The 26326-nt window shown below is 70.9% G+C and carries 22 protein-coding genes; 9 read left to right on the top strand and 13 right to left on the bottom strand.

What is annotated here, in order from left to right:
* The first annotated feature begins 38 nt into the window (after positions 1–38).
* Genes ACFOGJ_RS24855 through ACFOGJ_RS24845 form a run of 3 tightly spaced genes read left to right on the top strand, consistent with a single transcriptional unit; the run spans position 39 to position 2263 of the window.
* Positions 39–1085, top strand: a complete 1047-nt coding sequence (locus ACFOGJ_RS24855; RefSeq protein ID WP_379905718.1) for a phosphotransferase family protein — start codon at positions 39–41, stop codon at positions 1083–1085.
* 30 nt (positions 1086–1115) lie between these two features.
* Positions 1116–1493: a DUF6285 domain-containing protein gene (locus ACFOGJ_RS24850; protein WP_379905717.1), complete on the top strand. Its 378-nt coding sequence runs from the start codon at positions 1116–1118 to the stop codon at positions 1491–1493.
* The gene (locus ACFOGJ_RS24845; RefSeq protein WP_379905716.1) at positions 1490–2263 is read left to right on the top strand and encodes a histidine phosphatase family protein; all 774 of its coding nucleotides are present in this window, start codon (positions 1490–1492) and stop codon (positions 2261–2263) included. Before ACFOGJ_RS24850 ends, ACFOGJ_RS24845 begins: the two co-directional genes overlap by 4 nt.
* Positions 2264–2428: 165 nt before the next feature.
* Here ACFOGJ_RS24845 and ACFOGJ_RS24840 read toward each other — a convergent pair whose 3' ends face one another.
* From ACFOGJ_RS24840 to ACFOGJ_RS24810, 7 genes are all read right to left on the bottom strand, one after another.
* Positions 2429–5515 (bottom strand): tetratricopeptide repeat protein, encoded by a 3087-nt coding sequence (locus ACFOGJ_RS24840; protein ID WP_379905715.1) that lies wholly within the window; start codon positions 5513–5515, stop codon positions 2429–2431.
* Positions 5516–5603: 88 nt separating this feature from the next.
* Positions 5604–6881: an SGNH/GDSL hydrolase family protein gene (locus ACFOGJ_RS24835; RefSeq protein WP_379905714.1), complete on the bottom strand. Its 1278-nt coding sequence runs from the start codon at positions 6879–6881 to the stop codon at positions 5604–5606.
* Between the two features lie 30 nt (positions 6882–6911).
* On the bottom strand, positions 6912–8747 hold the full coding sequence (locus tag ACFOGJ_RS24830; protein ID WP_379905713.1) for a carbamoyltransferase family protein: 1836 nt from the start codon (positions 8745–8747) through the stop codon (positions 6912–6914).
* A gap of 56 nt (positions 8748–8803) precedes the next feature.
* On the bottom strand, positions 8804–8953 hold the full coding sequence (locus ACFOGJ_RS24825) for a DUF5989 family protein (protein WP_379905712.1): 150 nt from the start codon (positions 8951–8953) through the stop codon (positions 8804–8806).
* A 217-nt stretch (positions 8954–9170) separates the two neighbouring features.
* Complete coding sequence (locus ACFOGJ_RS24820; RefSeq protein WP_379905711.1) at positions 9171–10469, bottom strand: SGNH/GDSL hydrolase family protein; 1299 nt, start codon at positions 10467–10469, stop codon at positions 9171–9173.
* Positions 10470–10519: 50 nt separating this feature from the next.
* Positions 10520–11743, bottom strand: coding sequence for a hypothetical protein (locus tag ACFOGJ_RS24815; protein WP_379905710.1), 1224 nt, complete (start codon positions 11741–11743; stop codon positions 10520–10522).
* A 49-nt stretch (positions 11744–11792) separates the two neighbouring features.
* Positions 11793–12224, bottom strand: coding sequence for an SxtJ family membrane protein (locus ACFOGJ_RS24810; protein ID WP_379905709.1), 432 nt, complete (start codon positions 12222–12224; stop codon positions 11793–11795).
* 230 nt (positions 12225–12454) lie between these two features.
* Between ACFOGJ_RS24810 and ACFOGJ_RS24805 the strand changes: the two genes are divergently transcribed.
* From ACFOGJ_RS24805 to ACFOGJ_RS24790, 4 genes are all read left to right on the top strand, one after another.
* The gene (locus tag ACFOGJ_RS24805) at positions 12455–14290 is read left to right on the top strand and encodes an SGNH/GDSL hydrolase family protein (RefSeq protein ID WP_379905708.1); all 1836 of its coding nucleotides are present in this window, start codon (positions 12455–12457) and stop codon (positions 14288–14290) included.
* 152 nt (positions 14291–14442) lie between these two features.
* Positions 14443–15141, top strand: a complete 699-nt coding sequence (locus ACFOGJ_RS24800; protein ID WP_379905707.1) for a hypothetical protein — start codon at positions 14443–14445, stop codon at positions 15139–15141.
* 150 nt (positions 15142–15291) lie between these two features.
* Positions 15292–16530, top strand: coding sequence for a hypothetical protein (locus ACFOGJ_RS24795; RefSeq protein ID WP_379905706.1), 1239 nt, complete (start codon positions 15292–15294; stop codon positions 16528–16530).
* Positions 16531–17154: a hypothetical protein gene (locus ACFOGJ_RS24790; RefSeq protein ID WP_379905705.1), complete on the top strand. Its 624-nt coding sequence runs from the start codon at positions 16531–16533 to the stop codon at positions 17152–17154.
* 82 nt (positions 17155–17236) lie between these two features.
* Here ACFOGJ_RS24790 and ACFOGJ_RS24785 read toward each other — a convergent pair whose 3' ends face one another.
* Positions 17237–18835: an AMP-binding protein gene (locus ACFOGJ_RS24785; protein WP_379905704.1), complete on the bottom strand. Its 1599-nt coding sequence runs from the start codon at positions 18833–18835 to the stop codon at positions 17237–17239.
* Between the two features lie 158 nt (positions 18836–18993).
* On the opposite strand from ACFOGJ_RS24785, the gene ACFOGJ_RS24780 reads away from it, so the two are divergent.
* Positions 18994–19638 carry a YceI family protein gene (locus tag ACFOGJ_RS24780; protein ID WP_379905702.1) on the top strand — a complete coding sequence of 215 codons (645 nt, stop codon included), beginning with the start codon at positions 18994–18996 and terminating at the stop codon, positions 19636–19638.
* 63 nt (positions 19639–19701) lie between these two features.
* Here the strand turns inward: ACFOGJ_RS24780 and ACFOGJ_RS24775 are convergent, their stop codons facing one another.
* Both ACFOGJ_RS24775 and ACFOGJ_RS24770 read right to left on the bottom strand, forming a co-directional pair.
* Entirely contained in the window at positions 19702–20886 is a 1185-nt protein-coding gene (locus ACFOGJ_RS24775; RefSeq protein WP_379905700.1) for an acetyl-CoA C-acyltransferase, read from the bottom strand.
* A 181-nt stretch (positions 20887–21067) separates the two neighbouring features.
* Positions 21068–22246 carry a pyridoxal phosphate-dependent aminotransferase gene (locus ACFOGJ_RS24770; protein ID WP_379905698.1) on the bottom strand — a complete coding sequence of 393 codons (1179 nt, stop codon included), beginning with the start codon at positions 22244–22246 and terminating at the stop codon, positions 21068–21070.
* Between the two features lie 793 nt (positions 22247–23039).
* Between ACFOGJ_RS24770 and ACFOGJ_RS24765 the strand changes: the two genes are divergently transcribed.
* Complete coding sequence (locus ACFOGJ_RS24765) at positions 23040–23330, top strand: hypothetical protein (protein WP_379905696.1); 291 nt, start codon at positions 23040–23042, stop codon at positions 23328–23330.
* 54 nt (positions 23331–23384) lie between these two features.
* Here ACFOGJ_RS24765 and ACFOGJ_RS24760 read toward each other — a convergent pair whose 3' ends face one another.
* The 3 genes from ACFOGJ_RS24760 to ACFOGJ_RS24750 form a co-directional block, all read right to left on the bottom strand.
* Positions 23385–24092 (bottom strand): zf-HC2 domain-containing protein, encoded by a 708-nt coding sequence (locus ACFOGJ_RS24760; protein WP_379905694.1) that lies wholly within the window; start codon positions 24090–24092, stop codon positions 23385–23387.
* Between the two features lies 1 nt (position 24093).
* Complete coding sequence (locus ACFOGJ_RS24755; protein WP_379905692.1) at positions 24094–24639, bottom strand: RNA polymerase sigma factor; 546 nt, start codon at positions 24637–24639, stop codon at positions 24094–24096.
* Between the two features lie 838 nt (positions 24640–25477).
* On the bottom strand, positions 25478–26326 hold an 849-nt coding region (locus ACFOGJ_RS24750), incomplete at its 5' end, for an ArgK/MeaB family GTPase (protein WP_379905690.1).

Below are 26326 nucleotides of genomic sequence, written 5' to 3'. Positions count from 1 at the left end.
AGGGGGAGCAGGCACCTGACAATGGGCATGATGGCGGCATGAGCATCCTGGACGACACGATCACCTCGCCGACGCATGTCGCCGCACGGCTGCCGGCCCTGTGCCGGCGCGCCCTGGGCGGCAGCGGAGAGGTTCGCGGCCTGGCGCGCCTGACCGGCGGCGCAACGAAGGCGACCTGGCGCCTGGAGGCCGAGGGCGCGGAGGGCTGGCGGAAGCTGATCCTGCAGCAAAGCGTCGACCCGCCACGGGCGCCCGACGACCCGAAATCCGCCATGCCGCGGGTGGTCGGCGACGAGGATGCCGCCGTGATGCTGGCCGCGGCTTCCGCCGGCGTGCCGGTGCCGCCGCTGCGCGCGACCCTGACCCCGGAGGACGGGCTGGGCCGCGGCTATCTGGTCGACCTGGTGCCGGGCGAGGCGTCGGGGCGCAAGATCGTCGCGGCGCCGGACTTCGCCGGGGTGCGCCCGCGCCTGGCCGCCCAGTACGGAGAGATCGTCGGCCGCATCCAGCAGGTCGACATCACGGCCCCGGCGCTGGCCTTCCTGCAACCCTTCGGCCCGCGCGAGACCCTGGCCAGCTACCGCGCCGTCTATGACTATTACGACCATCCGCATCCGGCGATCGCCCTCGGCCTGAAATGGGCGGAGGCGCATCTGCCGCCGCCGCAGCCGCCGGTCCTGGTGCATGGCGACTATCGCAACGGCAACGTGATGGTCGATCCCGGCGGCGTGACCGCGGTGCTGGACTGGGAACTGGCCCATACCGGCGACCCGATGGAGGATCTGGGCTGGCTCTGCGTGAACAGCTGGCGCTATGGCGGCGACGGCCCGGTGGGCGGCTTCGGCGCCCGGGAGGACCTGTTCGCCGGCTACGAGCGCGGCGCCGGACGCCCCGCCGATCCGGAGGTCGTCCGCTTCTGGGAGGTGTTCGGCCATGTCCGCTGGGCGATCATGTGCATGATGAAGGGGGAGAGCCATGCCAGCCGCCATGGCGGCGAGCGCACGATGGAGGCCTTTGCTATCGGCCGGCGGACGGAGGAGCCGCTGTTCGACCTGATCCGGGACCTGACCGGGCAGGCGGCATAGGCACGGCGAACACGAAAGAGAGGGGGAGGCATGCCAGACAGCCGGCCGGAGGCGGCGGACCTGGTCGCGGTGGTGCGCGACTGGCTGAAGGAACAAGTCCTGCCGGACCTGCAGGGCGAACCGCAGTTCCAGTGCCGGGTGGCGATGAGCCTGCTCGCCATGGTGCAGCGCGAACTGCAGACCAAGCCGCAGGCGGATTCAGAGGAGCGCGCGCGCCTGCATGCGCTGACCGGCGCCGGGGCGGAAGAGGATCTGGTGGCGCTGAACCGCATCCTCTGCGCACGGATCGACGCCGGCGAAATCGCGGTGGACGATCCGCGGCTGCTGGACCATCTTGGCCGCACCCTGCGGGAGGCCCTGGCGATCAACAATCCCCGCTGGCTGCCGGCCGCAGAGAGGCCCGAATGACAGACCTGCCCTTCACCCCGCTGCCCGGAACCCGGGCGCGCCGGCGGCTCTACCTGATGCGCCACGGCGATGTGGACTACCGGGTGCCGTCCAGCGCCTCGGCGCATATCGACACCCTGCCGCTGACCAACCGCGGCGAGGCGCAGGCCCGCGCGATGGGCGAGGTGCTGCGCGACGTGCCGTTCGACCATGCGGCCCATACCGGCCTGCACCGCACGCGGCACACGGCGGAGCTGGTCCTGGGCAGCCGCGAGATCGACCTGGTGCCGGTGGAGCGGCTGAAGGAAATGCGCACCGGCAACATCAGGGCCTGGTCGCGGGACCGGATGGAGCGGGAGTTCAACAGCAGCTTCGCCAATGCGACCGACCCCGACCGCACCTTCGCCGAGGGCGGCGAGACCTACCGCCAGTTCTGGGACCGGGTGATGCCGGCCTTCCTGGCGCTCGCGACGGCGCCGGGCTGGACGCACATGCTGCTGGTGGCACATGGCGGCACCAACCGCAATATCCTGGCCTGGGCCTGCGGCGCCGGACTGGCCGGCATCGGCCGCTGGGAGCAGGATTCCGGCTGCCTCAACGTCATCGACCTGGACATGGCGCCCGGCGATCCGGACGGCGCGGAGACGGCGGGATCGATGCAGGTAGCCCATGCCATGCTGCGGCTGGCCAATTTCCGGCCCGAGAACCCGGCCCATATCGGCAACAACCGCACCGTGCTGGAGCAGATGGTGCTGGACGTGCGCGGCAGCCGCGACGAAAGCGCCGCCTGAACGGGCCCTGCCCCGCGCGCCCAGAGCTTTCCAGTCTTTGGTAGAAACGTTGTCCTTCTCGGGCTTGACCCGAGAAGCCATTCCGCTTGCCGCGCGGCAGCTTGAAGGCTGGCGGAATGGATCCCCGCCTCGAGGGCGGGGATGACGATCATGACTGTGGCGCCGCTAAGCCTCGCGCTTGCGCGCCCAGAAGACGTACATGCCGCGGAAGGTCGAGGGGTTTTCCGCCTCGAACCGTGCCCAGCTTTCCAGGTCGCGCATCTGCGGGTCGTGCGGCGCGAACGCGGCATAGGCCGCATAGAGCGACGGGTCCGGCAGGTCGAAGCCCAGGAAGTCCAGCTCCTGCACCGACAGCATCGTCGCGATCGACGTCAGGTCGAAGACATGCTCCTGCACGTGCAGCAGCATGTCGCGCAGGGTGCCCAGGGCGAAGAAGTCCGGCGCCCGCGTGATCACGGCGCGGGTCTCCGCATCCACCGCCTCCACCAGGCGCGGCCGGGCGGCCCGCAGCGCGGCGTCGTCGGGCTGCGCCGGCACCAGGTCGGCCAGGATCCGGCGCGCCGTCGCGACCGGCGTGCGGCCCAGCCGCGAATAGAGGCCGATCCGCTGCACCCCGCCGGGCCGGGTGGCGCCGGTCAGGGCCCGCCAGCCGGCCATCGGGTCGGCCAGGTGGTGCAGCAGGCCGATCGCGTTGACCAGGTCGAAGCGCTGCTCCGTGCCCGCCAGCTGCAGGATGTCGCCCTGCAGGAAGCGGATGCCCTCCACCCCGGCCTCGGCGCATTTGCGCTGGGCATAGGCCAGCGCCCGCCGCGACAGGTCCATGGCGGTATAGCCTGTATGGGCATAGGTGGCGGCCAGCTCCAGGGTGAGCTGCCCGGTGCCGCAGCCGGCATCCAGGATCTCCCCCGCACCGGGCGCCGGCCATAGCGCGGCCGGCAGCAGCGGGAAGCGGCTGCGCAGCACCGCCTGGAGAGGTTGCGGCGCATTGCGCTGCTGGCGCGCCGCGGGCGGCGGCACCGGCACCGACGACCAGCGCGGATAGGGCGCGCGGTCGTAATGCGCCATGACCTGCCGCGACACCGGGTCGGCGATCTCGGAAAGGGCCGGGATCTCCGCCGCCAGCTGGCGTTCCCGCGGCGGGTCCGCCAGGTGCCGGCGCAGCAGCGGCAGCATGCAGTCCGGCCAGTCGGCCGCCAGCAGGCGGTCCCCCTGCGGCAGCCGCCCCAGATTGCGATAGGCCGCGGCAAGGGCGACCTGCACCGCCGGCGGCTGCCGGCCCGCGGCAACCGCCTCCGCGAGGGCCTGGCCCAGCGCCTCCAGCCGCGACGATTCCTCCGCCGTCTCCTCCAGCGCGTAGTCGGTGAGCCAGCAATAGTCCGCCAGGCAGGCGGCCAGCGGCAGCCAATGGTCCGCGAAGGCCGTGCCGCCCTGCATAGCGCGGTCCAGCAGGTGCCGCCGCAGACGCACCATCGACCGCTCGAACGCCCAGTCGGGCACCGGGGTCGCCCGCAGCAGCCGCTGCAGCAGGGTCACCCCGGCGGCGGCATGCAGATCGTCCGGCTGCGGCGCGTGCGCCGGCTCGAAGATCCAGGCGGTCTTCGGCGAACGCTGCAGCAGGCTGACCGCCATCGGCGCCAGGTCCTTCGGCCGGGCCCAGGCCTCCGCCAGCGCGCGCGAGGTCAGGGATTCCAGTTCCACCCGCGCTTCGCTGGCATGCACCACGGTCAGCGCCTCGCCGCAGGCGCGCTTGTGACGCCAGTCCTGCGGCACCAGCTGGTGCGCCTTCAGGTACCAGGTCAGGGCCTCTGCCGCGCGGCCGGAGCGGCGCAGCACTTCGCCCAGCAGGCCGCACATGTCGGCACTGCCCGGATTGGCCTCAAGGGCGCGCCGCAGCACCGCCTCGGCCGCGTCCCAGTCGCGCACCGCGGAGGCGAGCCCCGCCACTTCCGACGCGGCCGCCGCATTGCCCGGCTGCACCGAGAGAATCCGACGCAGCACCGCCAGCGCCTTCGCGCGCTCGCCGGCATGGCGCAGCGCCCGCGCGTAGAGCAGGGCCACTTCCAGATCGGTCCGTTCCGCACCCTCCACCAGCGGCACGAGCACATCGCGCGCCTCCGCCGCCCGGCCCTGGCCCAGCAGGACCCGGCCCAGCAGCAGGCGTGCCTCCTGTGCCACCGCCGGCAGCAGGTCGTCCCGTGCCAGCAGGGCCTGTCCGCGTTCCGCCGCCTCGCCGTCGTCGCCGGCTGCAGCCAGCGCGGCCAGCAGGTTGCCGGCCAGCACCTGGTCGGAAGGTGCCAGGCGCGATGCCTCGCGCAGCGCCGTGGCCGCGTCGGCCGGCGCGCCGGCCGCCATCAGCGCCAGGCCGAGGGCGGCGTGCAGCCGCGCCGCATTGCCGTGACGCTGCAGGCCGCGCCGGGCTGCCTGCGCGGCCTGGCCGGCCTGGCCGGTCAGGCGCAGCGCCTCGCTCCACAGCGCGAAGGCCTCCGGATCCTCCGGCGAGAGGGCGGCCGATTGTGCGGCCGGCGGGATCGCCGCCGCCGCATCGCCGCGCATCAGCGCCGCCTGCGCGACGATCCGCTGCGCGCCGCCCGACCAGGGCCATGCGGCGGCGACCTGCCGCGCCTCCCGCTCCGCCGCGGGCCAGTCGCCGGTAGCCGCCAGGATCCGCGCCTTCTGCAGACGGAAGCGCGGATGGCCCGGCCGGGCCGCCAGCGCCTCGTCGATCAGGCGCAGCGCATCCGCGGCCTGGCCGCGCCGCGCCATCACCGCCGACAGGGCGGCCAGCGCCGCGGGCTCGCCGGGGGCCAGCTTCAAGGCATGCCGGATGACGGTCTCAGCCCCGTCGACCTTGCCGCGCACCAGGCGGGCACGGCCGAGGGCGATATGGGTGACCGGCAGGTGCGGGGCCCTGCCGCGCGCCTGGCCGCAGGCGACCTCGCCCTGCGCCGCCTGGCCGGCGCTCATCAGGCAGAGCCCGTAGCCGGCCGTCGCCACCGCCAGGTCCTCGCCCTGCAGCCGGCCGAGCGCCTGCTCGAAGGCCGGGACGGCCAGCGCATCGCAGCCGAAGCCGGTCAGCGCCTCCGCGACGTCGCGCCAGAAGACGCCGGCCTCCGTGCCCGCCGGGACCTGGAGGCCCAGCAGAGAGAGCGCCTCGGACAGGTTTCCGGTCGCGAACTGGTCGCGGAAGCCGCGATGGTTGGAGCGCAGGCCGCTTTCCACGACGGCGGCAAGCCCTTTGTCCTGATGGGTCATGGAGACTGCTTGTAATCCGTGATGGGGCGGTGCCATCGCCGCCGGGCCGCGGGAGGGCGCCTAGCCATAGTGAATGCGGGATCGGCGTTCAAGGTTCTTCCGCGCGCCCGCCGGACACAGCCGGGTTGCCGGCCGGCAGCAGCCCGTCGCGCTGCAGGATGTCGGCGATGGCCGTGGCGATCACCTGCATGCCGAAAGGCGAGGGATGGTAGTCGGTCGGCGCATTGTTGATCCGGGCCGGATCCTCCAGGTCCTCCGGCCAGACCGACAGCAGGCTGCGCACCTTCTGGCCGGCCGCCGCCTCCAGGCTGTCCCACAATGCGGCGTCGGGGCCGCGGAACTGCGGCGCCATGCCGTCGGTAACCTCCGGATAGATCGGCAGGTGCACCAGGACGAAGGGCACGCCGCTGTCGCGGATCCGGGCGATCGAGTCCCGGAAGCCCGGATCCTCCATGAAGTCGTCGATCCGCAGCCGCGGCACCTGGAAGCGCGCGCCATCGGCAAAGGGGTCGCCATAGAGCAGCCGCGACAGCAGGAACGACCGGGTCGGATCGGTCAGGCCGCCCATGGTGTAGTTGGCCTGCTGCGCCAGCTTGCCGTAGCGTTCGATCAGGCTGTCGACCAGCGGCCCCTCGCCGCCTTTCGCCACGGTCTCCTGGCACCATGCGGCATCCGCCCGCGGCTCCAGCAGATAGGTGTCGGCACCGCTCTCCGGTGTCGGCGAGGGATCGGGTTCCGTCGTCGTCAGGACCCGCGGCTGGCCGTCGATCTCCGTCACCGCGCGCCAGATCCGCACCCGGCTGAGATCGTCGGTGGTGAAGGTGATCACCGCCAGGTCCGGCCGCCATTCCGCGATCCTGTCCGCCGCCAGGTCGACGATCTGCAGGATCCCGGTGCCGTCGCGGCCGAAATTGACGACATGCACATCCTCGCCCGTGCGGGCGGCCAGTTCGTCCTGCAGCTTCGCCGGAAAGGTCATGCCGTCGCGGATGAAGGCGGGGAAACTGTCGCCGAACACCAGCACCTTCAGGTCGGCGCTGTCATAGTCGCCGCGGATCGGGCCGATATTGCCGCGCGCATTGATCGTGTCGAGCATCGCGCAGCCGGTCAGGCGGCCATGCTGGATATGGCTGTAGGCGATCTTCCGGCCCGGCGGGTAGCGGAAGCCGTGCCGGGCGTCATATTCCCAGTGGGAGCGGTCGTAGACACCGATCGTCAGCCCCTCGCCCTGCGCCAGGCGGGCGAAGTTCTGCTGGTTCGACAGGTAGATCCAGCCGCGATAGGCGATTTCCGCCGCCAGGGCGGAGAACAGGACCGCGATGGCGATGGTCGCCGCCGCGAGCGCGGCGGTCCGGCGGCGGCTCACGGCGGGCGCCCGTTCCGTCCCGCGCGCCGCTCAGTCCAGCTCGAAGGCGGACGTGTAGTCCAGCTTCAGCGCGGGATCCTGGTCCTCCTTGCGCAGCACGCAATTGCCGACGGCCAGCAGCTCGATCTCGCTGCCCATGAAGCAGCGGAAGGCATCCTCCGGCGTGCAGACGATCGGCTCGCCGCGCACGTTGAAGCTGGTGTTCACCAGGACCGGGCAGCCGGTGCGTTCCTTGAAGGCGGTGATCAGCGCGTGATAGCGGGGATTGGTCTCCCGGTGCACGGTCTGGATCCGCGCCGAATAGTCGACATGGGTGACGGCCGGGATGTCGGAGCGCGGCACGTTCAGCTTGTCGATGCCGAACAGCGCGCTTTCCTCCGCCGTCATCTGGCGGCGCCGCCTCTCCACCACGTCGGCGACCAGCAGCATGTAGGGGCTGTCGTCGTCCAGTTCGAACCAGTCGGCGACATCCTCGCGCAGCACCGACGGCGCAAAGGGGCGGAAGCTTTCCCGGTACTTCACCTTGAGGTTCAGGGTCTTCTGCATCGACGGGCTGCGCGGGTCGGCGATGATCGAGCGTCCGCCCAGGGCGCGCGGGCCGAACTCCATGCGGCCCTGGAACCAGCCCACCGCCTTCTCGTCCGCCAGGGCATCCGCGGTGGCGGCCACCAGCGCATCGTCGTCCAGGGTGGTGAAGCGGGCGCCCGCGGCAGAGAGCCGCTCCTGGATCTCCGCGGTGTCGTAGTGCGGACCCAGATAGCTGCCCGCCATCGCGTCCATGCCGCCGTTCAGGCGACGCGCCTGCCCCGCATGCATGTGGTAGCCGGCCAGGGCGGCGCCCAGCGCGCCGCCGGCATCCCCGGAGGCCGGCTGGATCCAGATCCGGTCGAAGGCGCCGTCGCGCAGGAGCTTGCCGTTGGCGACGCAGTTCAGGGCAACTCCGCCGGCCAGGCATAGGTTGCGCATCCCGGTCTCCGCCGCCAGGGAGCGGCCGAGGCGCAGCACGATCTCCTCCAGCACCGCCTGGATCGACGCGGCCAGGTCCATGTGCCGCTGGTCGAGCTGGCCTTCCGGCGACCGGTAGGCATGGCCGAACAGCGCGTCGAACTTCGCGTTGGTCATGCGCAGGCCGGTGCAATAGTCGAAATAGTCCAGGTTCAGCCGGAAGCTGCCGTCCGGCTTCAGGTCGACCAGGTTGTCCAGGATCAGGTCGCGATAGACCGGGTCGCCATAGGGCGCCAGGCCCATCAGCTTGTACTCGCCGGAATTGACCTTGAAGCCGGTATAGTAGGTGAAGGCGGAATAGAGCAGGCCCAGGCTGTGCGGGAAATGGATCTCCCGCTCCATCTGCAGGCTGTTGCCGCGGCCGGTGCCGACGGAGGTGGTGGCCCATTCGCCGACCCCGTCCATGGTCAGCACCAGCGCGTCCTCGAACGGCGAGGGGAAGAAGGCCGACGCCGCGTGGCTCAGGTGATGCTCCGCGAACAGCAGCTTCTTTTCCCAGTCGAAGTCCTTCTCGACTTCCTTCAGCTGGTCCTTCAGGAGGGATTTCTGGAACAGCTTCTCCCGCAGCCAGAGCGGGATCGCCATGCGGAAGCTGGTGAAGCCGCGCGGCGCGAAGGCCAGGTAGGTCTCCAGCAGGCGCTCGAACTTCAGGAACGGCTTGTCGTAGAACGCCACATGATCGACATCGCCCAGCGCGATTCCCGCCTCCTTCAGGCAGAACGCGATGGCGTTCTTTGGATAGCCGGCATCGTGCTTCTTCCGGGTGAAGCGCTCCTCCTGCGCCGCTGCGACAATCCTGCCGTCGCGGACCAGGGCGGCCGCACTGTCATGGTAGAAGGCGGAAAGTCCGAGGATGATCACCTTGGCATCACTCCCCGGCCCGGCCCGCCCCCCGGTGGGGGCAGGCCGACAGCCGGTCAGAACAGGGTATAGATGAACGGCGCGACGGCGGTTCCCTTCGTGAGCACGATCAGCACGCCAAAGATCGCCATCACGACCAGAATGGGCAGCAGCCAGAACTTCTTGCGCGCCCGCATGAACGCCCACAACTCGGCAATGAAACTCATCTTCGTCCTCGGGAACGGCGCGCTGCCGGCCCGGAACCGCAGGGCCCCGGTCGCCGCGCGTATCGGTTTCTGGCGTCTGTATGTCCGATCCCATGCCAGGGGACAAGCCCGTCGGCGGCGATCGGCCGGCGGGGGCCCCGCGAACACGGTGCCGAAGGTGGCGGATGCGCGTCCGCCAGGCAAGGGCGGCTGCCGGCCGGAATCGACAGCCGGAGGTTCAGCCGCCGCCGGGAAGCGCGGTCGGGGCGGGATTCTCGCGCGTCGGCACCAGGCCCTCGTCGATCAGGATGTCCGCCACCGCATCGCCGTAGAACTCCATGCCGCGCAGGGAGGGGTGAAAATCCGTCTCCGACTTGTTGATGCTCATCAGGTCGTCCGGTGGATCGGCATGGGGCAGGGTCATCGCCGCCTCCTGCCCGAACATTGCGTGCAGGCTGTCCAGCAGCCGCTGCTGCTGGGCGGAGATCAGGTATTCCCTGCCCTCCAGGATCTCCGGGTAGATCGCCAGATGCACCAGGCGCACCGGCACGCCGCTCGCCAGCACGGCGGCGACGGTCTCCGGAAAGCCCTCCAGTTCCTCGAAGCCCCAGGCGCTGATGCGCGGGTTCTGGGAGGCGCGGAACCGCGGCCGGGCGAAGGCCAGCGGATCGCCCTCCACGACCTGGTTCCAGATATAGGAATGGGCCAGGGTGGTCAGGCTCGCCGTCACCTGGCCGGAAGCCGCGTTCGCCTTCCGCTGCCGGTAGACGCGTTCGATCTTCTCCACCGTCTCGTCGCGCTTGCCCATCGTGCGCGTGCACCAGTCATGGCTGGCATCGGCCACGACCACCACGGTGTCGCTGGAGCGGGCCGGGTCGGGCACCGGCTTCGGGTCCAGGGTGGTGAGGGCCCGCAGTTCGCCGTCGATCTGTGCCTCGGTGCGCCAGAACATCTGGCGGTCGATGTCGTCGGTGATGAAGGCGATGATGGCGAGGTCGGGTTTCAGCTTCGGCAGCTGCTCCTCCGCCTGGCGCATCATATGGATCAGTCCGGTGCCGTCGCGGCCGAAATTGTAGACGTTGAAGCTGCGGCCCGTGCGCTCCTCCAGCCGCTCCTGCAGCAGGTGCGGCCAGGTCTTGCCCCGGTCGTAGGCGGCGGTCCAGGAATCACCGAACACCGCTATGGTGAAGTCGGGATCGGCATGAAGGTCCATCGGCGGCCCGACATTGCCTTGCGCGTTGATGTAGGAGATCACGCCGCAGCTGGCGACGACGCCATCCTCCACCGTGGTGACGCCGACCTCCACCCCCGGCGGATAGATGTATCCGTGGCGTTCGTCGAAATGCCACAGCGAGCGGTCGTAGACGCTGATGCTGTCGGGCAGTTCGGTGCGATCCTCGAACCGCTCCGGCTGCTGCGCGTAGACGAAGGCGCGATAGCCGATCTCGCAGAGCAGCAGGCCGAGGACGACGCTGATCGCGGCCAGCAGGATGGTGCCGGCGATGGCACCGGCGCGGGTCGGGCGTTTCTCACTCATCGCAGGCGGCCGATCCTCTGTCGTGGCAGGTTGTCCGCGGCGGAAACCCGTCAGGGTGCGGGCGCAAGGGTCACCTGCGGCGCGAAGTCCAGCTGCAGGTCGCCCGGCTCGACGGCGGCATCGCCGAACAGCAGGCGCAGCCAGACCTGCAGGACAGGCGCATCCGGTGGCACCGGATGCTCGACCGCGACCCGGCTCCAGTCGGTGCCGACCGTCCGGACCCGCGTGGCGGAGGTGGTGCGGCCGTCATGCACATAGAGATAGGCGTCGCCCAGGCGCGCCGGCCGGTCGGCCCGCAGGTCGGCCGCGAAGGTCACGCGGCGGCCGCGCAGGTCCGCCACCGGCACCGCGCGGCCGATGCGAAGGTCGCGACCTGCCGCCCCCGGCGCCGGGCCGGCGTCGCTCAGGATCAGGCGGCAGCCCGGCGTGCCGGCAGCCGCTGCCGTCACGGCGATCCCCGGTTCGGGCCCGGTTCCGGCGGTCGCATAGGTCACCCAGAGGTCCGGCGCGGCGGCGCCGCCTGCCCCGTCCGCAGCCGTGCCTGCGGTTGCGGCGATGCCCGGCGGCAGCCCGGTGGCGCATTCCGCCTGGCGATACTGGCCGCTGGAATAGAGGGCGGCGGCATCCTCCACGGCACGGTCGTCGGCGGTGTATTCCTTCAGTGCGACGGCAAGGAACAGGGTATTGCGGGCCGGCCGGGCGGTGCCGGTGTCGTGGAAGGGCCGGAACCAGAGTTCCAGTTCCGTCGCGTCCGGCGCCGTGTCGAGGGTGACCGTATGGGCCGTCCAGTCGGTGTCGATCCGATGCGTGGGCTCCCCCCTCACGGTGCTGCCGTCATGCAGGTAGACCTCCGCCTCCGGCAGCCGTGCCGGCTGCGCCGCCCGCAGGTAGAAGGTCGCGCGCAGGGTCCGGCCCTGCAGCGCGGTCAGGTCGATCCTGTGGCCGATCCGCCAGTCGGTGTCGCGGGTGCCGTCGGGGGACAGGGCCACGACCTCCAGCGCGCAGCCACGGCCGGCGCCCGCCGGCGGCGGCTGCGCGTCGTCCAGGGCGGCGACCCTGATATCCGGTGCGATGCCGCGCCCGTCCTGGGCATAGACCTGCCACATGGCGGACCCGCCCGCCTCCGCCCCCAGGGCGGCGCGCAGGTTCGGCCCCAGTCCCAGGCCGCACGCCGCCTGGCGGCCGTCGGCGCGGTCGTCCTGCAGCAGGAACAGCGCGAACAGCAGGACGATCACCAGGCCGGGCAGGGCGATCAGCAGGCGTTTCTTGGTCATGCGCACCCGTTCGCGGGCCGCCCGTCCGGACGGACGCCGCCCTTCTGCCTCAGAACTGGTTCTTCATGCTGTCCGCCGGCGGTCCCGGCGGGTCGCGGGGGATCCAATAGCTGCCGGCCTCCGGATCGAAGCGGCGGCGCATCGGATCCCAGCCGAACAGCCGCATCACGACGCCCATCGGCACGATGCAGATCAGGTAGACCAGGAACATCACGACCGGATTGATGATGCGGAACAGCAGCAGGCCGAACTTCGTCCACAGCCGGTTCAGCGGCGCGAGCAGGGCGGGGGCGAGATAGGCGGCGGCGAGAAAGCCGATCGCGGCCGCCAGCCAGGCCAGCGCCCAGATCGATTCGTGCCAGCCCTTGAAGGCGGCGACGATGGCGCAGAACGCGGCGAAGACCTGGCCGAAGCCGCGGTTGGAGGATCCCTTGACCTCTTCTTCCCGCCGCAGGTCCTCGTGCAGGTTTTCCTGTTTCACGCTCGACGCTTCCTCTGCCGAAAGGTATGGGAGCTTCAACTAACGCAGGCTGGCGCGCCATAAATGCAACCAGTGCGGGTTCCGCGCGGCGGCGCTTCGCCGCGCGGTCCCGGCGGCTGCTTTACCAAGACGCGGCAGTGCCGGCAATATCGCGGCTTCGCGAGTCCGCCGCCGGCCGCACCGCCGGCCTGCCGGTCACGCGCCATCATTGCACCGTTCTGCCACGCATCATGTCCCGAACCTTCCTCCTCAACACTCTCCTGCTGACCGTCTCGGTCCTCGTCGGCCTGGTCCTGGTCGAGGCCGCCTACCGGACCTACCTGTGGCTCGCCTCGCCGGTCCCGAAGGTCACCGCCACCGGCGACGCGCCGCCGACCTTCAGCTTCTACGACCGGTCCCACTGGGAGTATGACGAGGCGTTCGGCTATACCTACCCGCCGGGGCGGAAGCTGCTGATCGGCTCGGTCACCGACGGCAGGCTGACCAGCTGCGACCAGATCGACACCATCAACGCGCGCGGCAATATCGGCCCGATCCGCGGCGACTATGACCGCGCCGCGCTGAAGATCCTGCTGTTCGGCGACAGCTTTCCCGCCTTCATCCTGGACGGCGAGACCTTCCCCTCGAAGCTGCAGCAGGTGCTGCAGGAGAAGGCCGGCATCGACGCCCATGTGGTGAATTTCGGCCGCGACGGCACCGGCATCCTGCAGATGTTCGACCTGGCCGCCGAAATGGTGCCGCGCTGGAAGCCGGACCTGGTGATCTTCACCTTCATCAGCGACGACCTGGACCGGGTGCGGATCTGGCGGGTGCCGACCCGCATCGACGGCGAACCCCGGCTGCTGGTGACCGACCGGCCGGATTCGAGCCCCGGGCTGAGCAATGCCACGGATGCCTTCGTGCTGTTTCCCGAAGCCAGCCCGGAATGGTGTGAGAAGACCCTGGCGGCGGGCGGCACGGCGCCCGAGCTCACCGCCCTCAACGCCCGCTACCTGCGGATGCGCCGCGACGCCCAGCGCGCGACGCCGAACTATCTGAGCCTGAACCATTCCTTCGTGGCGAGCCGGATCCTGCAGGGCAATGCCTTCGCCCGCACCAGCCCCGGGGGGGTCTGGCGCCTGCCGCGGGTGGCGCTGGACGATTACCGGGACGACCCGCGCTTTGCGGCCGACCTGGCGCGGCTGCGCGAGGCCGGCGTGCCGATCGTCCTGATCCACCTGCCGATCGCGCCGGAACTGGTGGAGGGCGAGGCGATGCTGGTCGGCAACCAGGCGGCGCTCTGGACCTCGCTGGAGGAGGCGCTGGGCCGGCCGGCCTATCGCCTGGCCGACTTCATCGTGCCGCCGCTGGACGAACCCTTCGCGATGTCGCACCAGCCGACGGACCACCATCCCTCGCCCTTCGGCATGCAGGTCTATGCCAACAGCATCACCCGCATCCTGGCGCAGGAAGGCATTCTCCCGGCGGTGCCGGACGCGCTCGAGCGCCCGGTGCCGCCGCCGGTCGCCGCGCCGGGCGAGATCCTGGGCCGCAGCGATGTCCGCTGCCCGTTCCGCAAGCGCATGCCGGACGCCGAGGCCGGCTGGGAGGCGCCGCTGTGGCAGATCTTCCGGGTCTACCGCCCGCCGCCGCCGCTGCAGGTCTCCGTCTCCGCTGCGGCCACCGCCGACGGCACCCCGGTCTGCCTGCTCGACATCACCCAGGCGCCGGACCAGGCGGTGGCGGGGCTGGACTGGCGGATCGGCCATAACCTGTTCTTCGGCGACGACCACTGGGACCGCAGCCTGACCTTCCGCGCCGGTCTGCGGGCCGAACCGGCGATGCGGCTGGGCGATGCGGCGCTGGTCGTCACCGGCCAGGGCGTGGAGGGGCGCACGCCGATCACCGAACTGGACGGTAGCTGGCGGGAGGTGGAGACGACGGTCACCGTGCCGCCCGGCACCACCACCCTGCGGCTGTGGCTGCAGCTGAGCCACGAAGCCCCGGTCACGCCCGCCGGGCGGATCGAGATGCGTGCGCCGGAAGTCGTGCTCGGGCCGCGACCGCAGGCCGCAGGGGCGCAGTAGGGCCGGCCGGCCATGTTGCCGCCCCGGCCCGGCGTGCTAGACAGGCGCGCCCGGCCGCAGCCCGCCCGGACAGGTGGGCGCGCGGCCTGCCCTCCTCCTTCGCCCGCCGCCGGCATCCGACTCCGCGATCCGGCCCTGGAGCCCGTCCCGGCATGAAAGCAGTCCGTCCCCTTATCCTCGTCGCGATGTTCGCGGGCCTGCTGGCCCTGGCATGGTGGATGGTCCATCAGCCGCGGCTGCGCCTGCAGACCGAGGAACAGATCCGCGCGGCCCAGGCGGCGCTCGCCGCGCAGCCGGTCTGCCCGCTGGCGATCAGCGCCGGCAGCGGCGCCGTGCGGCCGGCCGCCGGACCGGATACCGAAGGGCTGGCCCCACCGCAGCTGCGCTGGCAGGTGGTGCGCAACGACGGCCAGGGGAGGGCGCCCGAGGTCGCCGTGCGGAATGTCGAGGTGGCGGCGCCGGACGGCCGCCAGGTGCCGGCCTGCATCCTGGCCGTCGAGGCGGTGCCGGAACCGCCCTTCGCGGAAACGGACTGGCGGGTCGGCTTCCGGCTCGACCTGTCGCGCCTGCCCGACGCGCCCCGCGGCAAAGCGGTCTTCCGCGCCCTGGTCCAGCCCGACCATGCGGCGACCCTGAACGGCGGCAGCATCTATCTCTACGACGGCAGCAAGGTGCGGGGTCAGAGCCTGGAGACTCTGAGCGGAAGCTGGCTGCCGGTGGAGGTCGAGACCGAACTCGCACCCGGCACCGGCTTCGTCGAAATCTGGTACCGGCTGGCCTATCAGGGCGCCATCAGCGCGCCGGTGATCCTGACCGTCGCCGAGCCGCGGCTGGACCTGATGGCGGACTGAGCGCGGCATCACAGCCGCCCTGCGCTGCGGCAGGGACCGCAGGAATACCGGTCGGCGCGGTTGCACACGGCCGGCGACATGATGTAACCGATACACGGTATCGGAGGAATATCTGCTCCATCATCTCGTAAATATTGAAAAATGAAGATATTGAAGCTCGCCCTGTCGATCCTGGTAGGATTGGTCGTCGGGTTCTTGGCCGTCGAAGCGATGTACCGGGTCTATCTGTCGGTCGAGCCACCGGCGGGGACCGCGCTGGCGGAGGGGCCCCGATTCGGTGTTCTTGATGCCTCCCGTTGGGAATACGATTCCGAGCTGGGCTATGTCTATCCGCCCGATCGCGCGATTCACGTCACGAACCTGAAGGACGGACGGGTCAGCGACTGCACGTTGCAACGCGAGATCAACAGCCGCGGCAATATCGGCCCGATCACGGGCGACTATCAGAGCGCGGCATTCAAGATCCTGCTGTTCGGCGACAGCTTCCCCGCCTTCATCGTGGATGGCGTCACCTTTCCCGCCCTTCTTCAGCGCAGGCTGACGGCGGCACTGGGCAAGCCGGCCCATGTCGTGAACTTCGGACGGGACGGCACAGGCATCCTGCAGATGATGGACCTGGCGGCGGCCACCGTGCCGGAATGGCAACCCGACCTGGTCCTCTTCACCTTCATCAGCGATGACCTCGACCGCGCCAGGATCTGGCGCACGGTTGCCGAGAAGTCCGGCTTCCGACGCATCCTGGTGACCGACCGCCCGGATCCCGACCCGCCATTGTCGCGCGCACAGGACATCACCCTCGTCGAACCGCGGGCCACGGCAGACTGGTGCCGCACCGCCCTGGAAGCGGGCGGAGAGGATCCTCTGGCGGCCGAACTGGAACGGCGCTTCGACCAGATCGCCGAGCAGGCGGCCCGACGGGAATTCGATCTGCTGAGCATCGATCATTCCTTCGTCATCGCACTGCTGCTCCATCAGGATCCGTTCCGACAGATCCTGACGCCGCAACCCTGGACCGTGCCCCGCTACGACGCGACCGCCTACGACCAGGACCCGCGGTTCGCGCGCGACTTCGCCGCGCTGAAGGCCAGCGGAATCCCCTTCGCGTTCATCCACCTGCCGATCGCGCCGGAACTGCCGGCCGGGTATCAGATCAGCCCGCGCCAGGCTGCCCTTTGGTCGGACCTGCGGACCCTCGCACCGGATCGCGTGATCGAACTCAAGCCGGTGATCGGCAACCTGCCGGACCCGCTGCGCATGTCCATCACGCCGACCAACCATCACCCCTCGCGGTTCGGGATGGAGGTCTATGCCCGTGCGATAGAGACGGCGCTGGCAGATGCCGGACTGCTGCCCGACGCGGCTGCCTCCCCGCCCGGACTGTCCCAGTAGATGCTGCGGGTCACCCTTGCGACGATCGCCGCGGTCGTCCTTGGCTTTGCCCTGTTCCTGGGCGGCAGCGTCCTGCTGCGGGAGGAGCAGGCCGCGATCCAGACGGCAGCGTCATGCCCGTTGACCATACGGCACCCGCAGGAACCCGGTGCCGCGTCGCGACAGGTGCAGTGGCGGGCCTTCATATCCGACCCCGAGGGCGAAGGACCGAGAATCGCCTTCGAAGCCGGCACCTACGAGGTCTCCGGGCAGCGGCTCCCGGCCTGCCTGCTGCGGGTCGAGAAGCTGCCGGAAGCACCGTTCCGGCAGGTCGACTGGCGGCTGGGTCATTCCGTGGCCCTGCCTGCCGGCACAGCCGGCGGCACGGTGGAGTTCTCCGCACAGCTGGCGGCCGTCCCGAAGATGACATTCGGCGGCGCCAGCCTCTACGCTTTCGACAATGTCACCGTCGTCGACTCGCCGGTAAAGACGCTCGATCCCGAACCGGTGCGCCATGCGGTGACGTTGCGTACCGCTGCTTCGACGAACGCCGTAGAACTCTGGCTGCGCCTGACCATCCATGCACCGATCAGCCCGGAAGGCACCGTCTATCTGATCGCGCCGACCCTGACCTTTCGGCAATAGCCAGGCAGCGGCGGCTAGATCAACTTGCGCTCGGATGGAATCATCCGAGCGGCAATAATTTGATCGATTTCAACAAGATGCTCTACGAGGTCGCCGACAGCCACTTGCGCAGTTCCGCCTTGGCGATCTTTTCCAGGGTGGAACGCGGCATCTCGTCCACCAGGTGCACCGCCACCGGCACCTTGAAATCGGCCAGGGCGTCGCGGCAGGTGGCCAGCACCGCCTGCTCCATCTCCGCCCGCGCCGCGCCGGCCGCCGGCAGGATGAAGGCCACCGGCACCTCGTCACGCATCGGGTCGGGCTGCGCCACGACCGCGACCTCCTCCACCCCGGGCACGGTCAGGATCACCCGCTCGATCTCGGAGGAGGCGACGTTCTCGCCGCCGACCTTCAGCATGTCCTTGTCCCGGTCGGCGAAGCGGATCGCGCCGTCGGGCATCCGGATTACCCGGTCGCCGGTGATGAAGAAGCCGTCGGCGTCGAAGCTCTCCTCCGTCGCCTGCGGGTTGTTCAGGTATTCCTGGAACAGCGACAGGCCGGGAATGCCGCGGATCCGCAGATGGCCGGCCTCCCCCGGGCCGCAGGGGGTGCCGTCGTCGCGCAGCACCGCGATCTCGTATTCCGGCGCCGGATGGCCGATCGCCTCCGGTGCATAGCGATGCGCCGGATCGCTGACGATGCCGTGGGTCAGGGTCTCCGTCATGCCCCACCAGCCCATCGTCGGCACGCCGAAGGCGGGCGCGGTGTCCAGGCAGGCGGCATTGCCCCACAGCCGGAAGCGGTGGTCGGGCGGCACCGGCTGCGCCGCCAGGGCGCGGTTCACGAACGGCACCATCGAGCACCAGGTGCAGCCATGCTTCAGGGCCACCGGCCAGAACCGGCTGGCGGAGAAGCGCGGCTGCAGCACCGCGGTGGCACCGGCCCAGAGGCTGGACAGCACCGAATAGGCCTGCGCGTTGGTGTGGAACAGCGGCAGGAAGGTCAGGTGCACGTCGTCGGCGCGCAGGGTCTGGTGCGCGGCGTTGATCCGCGCGCCCCACAGCGCATTGGCATGGGTCCACAACACCCCTTTCGGCCGCGAGGTGGTGCCGGAGGTGTACTGCACGCAGATCGGCGCCATCGGGTCCACGGCCCGCGCCGGCAGGCCGGCCGGGTCGCCGTCCAGGTCGCCGAAGGGCAGGACCGGCATCGTCGCGTCGGCCGGGCGTTCGCTGCCCGGCTCCGGCGCCTCGCCATTGTCCGTCGCGGTCACCGCCAGCCATTTCAGGGCCGGGCAATGCCGTGCCACCAGGCCGGCGAAGCGCGGCTGGGTGATCCCGGCGACGGCACCGCAATGCTCGGCGAAATAGGCCAGTTCCGCACCGGCGGAGCGGGCATTGGTGGTGACCGCCACGACGCCCAGCCGCGCGCAGGCATGCCAGGCCAGGACCGTCTCCAGGCAATTATCGAGATGGATCAGCAGGAAGTCGCCGGCGCGGAGGCCGCGGCCGTGCAGGCCGGCGGCCAGGCGCATGGTGCGGTCGCGGAAGGCGGCATAGCTGACGCTCTCCGCCGGGCCCGAGAACGGTTCCCAGATCAGGAACGGCTTGTCGCCCCAGCGTGCGGCACGGTCATCCACCAGCGCCGCCATGTCGAGGCCGGAAAACGGATGCAGATCTGGGTGGCGCAGGACCGGGCGCATGACCTTCCTCCCTTGTATTTGTGCGCGCCGGCGGGGGCGCTTTCTCTGCGAATCCTCTTATACTGTCGGGCGTGAAGATGCGAGGCAGCCGAGTGAGCGCAGCAATGCCGCATCCTGCCCGCCCCAAGACGAGAGTATGGGGGTGGACCGGTCCAGGAATGCTGCGAGCGGTGCTGCTGGCGGCAGGGATCCTCGCCGCGCCGGTACTGCCGGCCTCCCTGCCCTCCGCCAGCGCCGCAGAGCTGGCCACCGACCGGGTCTATCACCTGATCCCGGGCGATTCGGACATCACCTTCTCGGTCGAGGAATGGGGCGGTTTGCGGACCACCGAGGGACGCTTCGCGACGTTCAGCGGCCTGATCGCGCTGGACGAGGGGGCGCAGCTGTCGGGCCGGGTGGAACTGGAGATCGACGCGGGCAGCGTCGAGGTCGCCGGGGCGGAGGAGGAGCGGGCCTGGCGCGAGCAGGAGCTGCGCGGCGTCGACTTCTTCGACGCGGACCGCTTTCCCAGCATCCGCTTCGTCTCCCGCCGGCTTGAGCGGCTGGACGGCCGCCATGCCCGGCTGCATGGCGACCTGACGATCCGCGGCGTCACCCGGCCCGCGGACTTCGCCATCCTGCTGTGGACCGAGACGGCGCCCGGCGCGACGGCGCCACGCCTGAAGTTCAGCGCCTCGGGCGCGATCGACCGCAGCGGCTTCGGCATGACGGCCTGGCAGGACGTGCTGGGCCGCGAGGTTCAGCTCTCGATCAGCGGCAGCGCGGAGCCGGGCCTGCAGGTTCCGCCGGCCGGGCTGCTCTGAGGGATCAAAAAAAGGGGCCGGCGATCCGCCGGCCCCTTCCTTCGAAGATGCGGAACGCGAGGCTCAGCCGACCTCGAACAGGCCCGCCGCGCCCATGCCGCCGCCGATGCACATGGTGCAGACGACATACTTGGCACCGCGGCGCTTGCCCTCGATCAGGGCGTGGCCGACCATGCGGGCGCCGCTCATGCCGTAGGGATGGCCGATGGAGATCGCGCCGCCGTCGACGTTCAGCTTGTCGTTCGGGATACCCAGACGGTCGCGGCAATAGACCACCTGAACGGCGAACGCCTCGTTCAGCTCCCACAGGTCGATATCGTCCATTTTCAGGCCGTGCCGCTCCAGCAGCTTCGGCACCGCGAAGACCGGGCCGATGCCCATCTCGTCGGGCTCGCAGCCGGCGACCACCAGGCCGCGATAGACGCCCAGGATGTCGCGGCCACGCTGCTCCGCCAGCTTGCGGTCCATCACCACGCAGGCCGACGCGCCGTCGGACAGCTGCGAGGCATTGCCCGCGGTGATCCACTTGTCCTCGCCGGCGACCGGCTTCAGGCCGGACAGCCCTTCCAGGTTGGTCTCGGGACGGTTGCCCTCGTCCTTGGCGAGGGTGACCTCTTCCTCGCTGGTCGCGCCGGTCGCCTTGTCGGTGACGATCTTGGTCGTGGTCATCGGCACGATTTCGTCGTCGAAGCGGCCGGCCTGCTGCGCCGCGGCGGTGCGCTGCTGGCTCTGCAGCGAATACTCGTCCTGCGTCTCGCGGCTGACATTGTAGCGCTGGGCGACATTGTCCGCGGTCTGGATCATCGGCCAGTACAGGCCCTCGACATGCTCCGCCAGCCATTCCTCGCGGGCGCGGTACATGTTCATGTGCTCGTTCTGCACCAGGCTGATCGATTCCAGGCCGCCGGCGACCATGACCTGCACGCCGTCGACGATCACCCGCTGCGCCGCCATCGAGATCGCCTGCATGCCCGACGAGCAGAAGCGGTTGATGGTGGTGCCGCTGGTGGTCACCGGCAGGCCGGCGCGCAGCGCGGCCTGGCGGGCGATGTTGCCGCCGGTCGCGCCTTCGGGATTGGCGACACCGAGGATCACGTCCTCGACCTCGTCGGGGGCGACATGCGCGCGCTCCACGGCGTTCTTGATCACATGGCCGCCCATCGTGGCGCCGTGGGTGTTGTTGAAGGCGCCGCGATAGGCCTTGCCGATCGGCGTGCGCGCGGTCGAAACGATTACCGCTTCTCTCATGGCTCTCTCCTCCTCACAGAATTCCGGGCCTGCCGGTCGCAGGCTCCTGGCCGGCCGGAAGGCCGGGTATGCCCGTGCCCCGGCGCCCCCTGCAGCGCCGGCGCCGGCCGCAAATGTGCGCATGCACCTTTGCCTGCTCGGCGCGGCGCTGGCAAGGGGGGCCGGCCGGCCCGGAACGGGATCAGGCGTCGAGAACGGGACGCAGGCGGTCCAGGGCCCGGTTCAGCAGGGTGTCGGAGGCCGCGAAGCAGAGCCGCAGATGCGCCTCGCCGCCATTGCCGAAGGCGAGGCCCGGCGCCAGGCCGACCCGCGCCTCGTGCAGCAGGCGATAGGCCAGGGCGACGCTGTCGCTCTCGCCGTCGACGCTGAAGAAGGCATAGAAGGCGCCCTCCGGCTCCGCCACCCGGACCCGGCGCATCGATAACAGCCCTTCCACGATGGTGCGGCGGGCGCGGCCGTAGCGGGCCACCAGTCCGGCGACATAGCCCTCGCCCCCGCGCAGGGCGGCGATGCCGCCATGCTGCACGAAGGTGGTGGCGCAGGACACGTTGAACTCCGTCAGCTTGCCCAGCAGGTCGCCCAGCCCGGGCGGCGTGATCAGCCAGCCCAGGCGCCAGCCGGTCATCGACCAGGCCTTGGAGAAGGAGTTGATCACGATCAGCGGGTCGTCCGGCGCGGCATGGTCCAGGAAGCTGGGGGCATGCGCACTGCCGTCATAGACCAGGCGCGAATAGACCTCGTCCGACAGCACCCAGATGCCGCGCGCGCGTGCCGCGTCCAGCAGCGCCGCGACCTGGCTGTCGGGCATCACCCAGCCGGTCGGATTGCCCGGCGAATTGACGAAGATCGCCTTGGTCCGCGCATCGCAGGCATCCAGGACCCGGTCCAGGTCCATGCTGAAGCGGCCGCTGTCGGGATCGCGCGCCAGCGGCACCTCCACCGGCTCGCCGCCCAGGACCCGGACCGCTTCGCGCACGTTCGGCCAGACCGGCGCCACGATCACCACCCGGTCGCCGGGATCCACGATCGTCTGCATCGCCAGCATGATGGCATTCATGCCGGACAGGGTGGCGGTCACCCGGTTCAGCGCGACGGGCCGGGCATGCAGCCCTGTGAGATAGTCGGCAATCGCCTGCCGCAGCGGACCGATGCCCCGGTTCGGGGTGTAGAAGGTCTCGCCGCGCGCCAGGGATTCCGCGGTCGCAGCTCGGATGAATTCCGGCGTGGGGGTGTCGCCCTCACCGAACCAGAGCGGGACGACATCCTCCATCGCCGCCCCCAGCTCCGCGATCGCGCGGATATGCGACCGGGTGATGCTGGTGACCTGCGAGCGGAGACCCGGCAGGGTGCCGGACCCCAACCCGCTTGCGCCCGTCGCGGGCGCCGGGGATGGGACTTGTATGTTCACGGGACGGAATCTCTGTTTGTGCCAAAGGAACATCTCCCCCTCGGGCGAGCCGGCTGACCGGCGGATGCGATCCGCGACGGACAGGAAACGGGGGAGACCCCAGGGGAGACCATTGTCCGGTTGTACCGGATGAAATCCTCGTAACCTTTCGTGCAGATGCGTGCAACCGATTCGCGCGCCGCCCGAAAAAGTGCCGCCGCAAAATTATTTTGCCGTCATCGCAAAAAAAGACGATCCGGCGGGAAGAAGAAGACGGAAGCCGGGTTGTCGAGGCAGAGCGTCCGACATCGGCGGTCGGAACGGCAGGACGGGAGCGGCCGACGCTTCCTGGCCCGCGCGGCGGTCGGGTCCGCCCTTCCCCCGGCCGCCGGTGCGGACGCTCAACGTTTCTGCAGACGCGACGGAGCCGTCCCGAAGTCGCACGACGACCGGAGAAGACGGACGGGCGGAAACCGGCGGCGATGACGACCTGCCATGAAGAACGCGCCAGAGCGTAACGGTTTGGCAATATCCCCCATGGTCTAATCAGCCTCGTTCTTCCTCCCTTCTGACTCGGCCCGCGGCGTCATTGCGATGCGGCGGGCCTTTCTTTTGCATCGTCGATGGCCAGCCGTCCCGTTTCGGGACCCTGTGTCCGTCCGGGATGGCCGATCCTGTTGCGGACCGCAGATCCCGCGCGGCGGCAGGATGCGGATTTCGTCTGCGAGCCACGGCCGGCACATGGCAGGCTCGGGGGAGAGTAGGAATGGCCAGCAACGACAATGCGAAGACCTTCAGCCTTCTGGAGCAGCCCTGTGCGCTGCGACGGCAGGACGAATCGAAGGAGCATCGCAGGACCGGCACCGCCTATGACCTGGACCTTGCGGATAGCGACTACGATGCCGCCCAGCGGGCCACCCGCCGCCCGCCCGGCGCCCGGCAGGAAGAAAAGCGGGAGCGCAGTCGGCATCCGGCCTCCGGGGCCGAGGGGAAGAAAGGGGCCGGGGGGAAGGATGGCGGCGGCGAGGCCGCCGGGCAGCAGCGCCGGAAGGGATGAGACGCCCCCCGCGCACAGGATTGCAGGCCGGCGGGTCGCGCCGGCCGTTCCGGATCAGAGACTTTCCTGCCCGTCCGTTCCGCCGGAGGCCGCATCCCCGGCCTTTTCCACCGGTTCCGCCCTTACCGTGACCCATACGCCATCGGCATTGCGGCAGGCCAGGCCGCGGACGGAGAGCTCGCGCCCCTGCAGGCGGGTGGAGCGCAGATATTCCCGGCACCAGTCGCCGCTGGCGCTGCGATAGGTGCGGACCGGCGTCACTTCGCCGCTGATGCCGTCGCCGGACCAGGCCACGGTCTGGCCGCTGACCTGGGTTTCCAGCGCCCGGCTGACCGCGGCCTGGATCTCGCCCCGTACAGTTTCGTGGCTTGCCTCCAGCCGGATCATCGCGTTGCCGATGCGGTATTCGGTCCACCAGCCGGCGCCGCCGATCACCACCACCAGCACGTCCGCCGCCGCCGCGCCCTGCGGCCGCCAGGCGCGGCCGCGCGGGGCCGCCGCGCCGCCGGCAGGCGCGTCCTTCCGCGCCGCGAACTCCCTGTCGATGACGGCGAGCAGGTCGCCGGCGGGCCGGTTGGCGGCGGCGTTCAGGTCCGCCGACAGCAGCGCCCGGTCGGCCTTCATGCCGCGGTAGAGCTGCCCCGCCGCGGCATCGCGGAACAGCAGCCCCTCGACCTCCGCGGCTTCGTCCGGCGGCAGCTCCCCGTCCAGATAGGCCCCGAGGCGCGCCGCCAGGTCTTCGTCCGGCCGGTCGACGCTCATCTCACTCTTCCTTCCCGTCCGCCGGACCGGCACCGGGACCGCCGCCCGTGCCGTCATCCTCCAGCGCCGCGCGCAGGCGCAGCCGCGCCCGTGCCAGACGGCTGGTCACGGTGCCGACCGGCACCTCCATGATCTCCGCCGCCTCCTGATAGGAGAAGCCCTCCACCCCGATCAGGATCAGCGCCATGCGCTGTTCCGGGTCCAGGCGGTCCAGCGCGGCGCCCACGGTCTGCAGGTCCGCCCGCACCTGGGCGGCGCCGGCGCCGTCCAGGCTGGGTTCGCCCTGCAGGCCGACCTGCGTGGCATGACGGGCCCGGACGGCATGGTCGCGCAGCGCGTTGCGGTGAAGGTTCTGCATGATCCGGTACATCCAGCTGTCCAACCGGGTCCCCCGGGTGAAGCCGTCGAGGCCGCGGATCGCCCGCTCGCAGGTCGCCTGGACCAGGTCGTCGGCCTGGTCCGCCGCACGGGTCAGGCCCAGCGCGAACCGACGGAGCCGCGGCACCAGGGCCGCCATCTCCAGCCGCAGCGCCTCCTCGTCAGTCATCGCCCCCATCCATCGCGCCCGGTTCCGTCATGGGCGACCGGACAGGCATGCCCGAACGCGCGGGCTGCGGCGATACCGGCCCTTCCTTCCTGACCGGACAACCCGCCCGGCGCGGATTCCTTCCCGGCGCGGCGCGGGCGCGCACACCGGCGTAGCGCCGGGGCAGGAAGGAAGCAGGCCCCTGCCGTGTTGTCATCGCATGGGTCATGATAGGAACGGAGCAGGGTCGGTACCATGAGAACGGTCCGGCCCGGGACCGCCCCCGGGACCGCCGCGGGCCAGGCCCCCCGCCCGGCACCGCCGGCGGACTGTGCCCCCCGCCACACGGAACCGCAACCACCGCACCGCACCATGCGCCCAACGCGAGAAACTGACCGGACGAATGCCGCCCCTGGCAGCGATGGGCGCGGTCCCCGGCCCGACTGTGGGCGCCGTCGCTTCCTGGCCGCCATGCTGGGCCTCGCCCTGGCGACAGCACCCGGCCTGCCCGGCCTCGGCCCGGGAACAGCCGCTGCCCGCGGCGGTGGCGGCGGTGGCGGCGGTGGAGGTGGCGGCGGCGCAGGTGGGGGCGGCGCAGGTGGGAGCGGTGGCGGCGGCCCTGGCGGTGCCGGTGGTCCTGGCGGGAACAACGGCCCGGCCGGCGGCCAGGGACAGGCAGGTCAGGGACAGGCAGCTCAGGGACAGGGCCCAGCGGGTGCCGCGACGCAGGGTGCGCCGGGCGGCCGGGCGCCGGGCTATTCCGGCGACCCGACCCAGTCGGGCCCCGACCTGTCGCCGGCGGAGGAAGCGCAGGCCATCGCCAACGGCTGGAACTGACGCCGCCGGGAGGCGCCGCCGCCTAACCCGCGTCGCCGGAGGACGGCGGCTCGGCGCCGGCCAGCGCCCGGCGCACCAGGTCGCCCAGGATGACCGGCAGGGGGGCCTCCGCCGCGGCCAGGCGGGCGGCGGCCGCTTCCACCAGGGCCGGGTCCGCCGCCAGCAGGGCGCGGCGCGCATGATCGGCGGCCAGCGCGGGCAGGACCCGCTGCAGGCGCCCGCCAGCACGATGCGGTGGGGCGTCACGATGCGGCGGCACGGCGCGCTGCCGCCGCGCGATCGCCCGCGCCAGATCGTCGATACCGCTGCCGTCGGTCGCCACCGTGCGCACCACCGGCAGGCCGGTGCGGGCGGCGAGCACCCGCGCCGTCTCCGCCGCGCCGGGACGGTCCGCCTTGTTCACCACGACGATGTCGGCGATCTCCAGCACCCCCGCTTTCAGCGCCTGGACATCGTCGCCCAGTCCCGGCGGCGCCACCAGCAGGCAGCAATCGGCCAGGTCGGCGACGGCGATCTCCGACTGGCCGGTGCCGACCGTCTCCACGATCACTACCTCGCGACCGGCGGCATCCATCACGTCGACCACCTGGGCGGTGGCCAGTGCCAGCCCGCCCAGCTGCCCGCGGCTGGCCAGGCTGCGCACGAACACGCCTTCGTCGCCGGCATGGGCGGACATCCGGATGCGGTCGCCCAGAACGGCGCCGCCGGAGGCCGCGCTGGAGGGGTCGACCGCGACGATGCCGACCGTGCGGCCGGACCGGCGGACATGGCCGGCAAGGGCGGAGACCAGGGTCGACTTGCCGGCGCCGGGCGGTCCGGTGACGCCGATCACCTCCGCCCGGCCGGCGGCACGGATCGCGGCTGCGGTGAC

The sequence above is a fragment of the Marinibaculum pumilum genome (assembly GCF_042646425.1).
Classification (GTDB): domain Bacteria; phylum Pseudomonadota; class Alphaproteobacteria; order Ferrovibrionales; family Ferrovibrionaceae; genus Marinibaculum; species Marinibaculum pumilum.
This window is presented reverse-complemented; position numbering and strand designations above follow the sequence as displayed.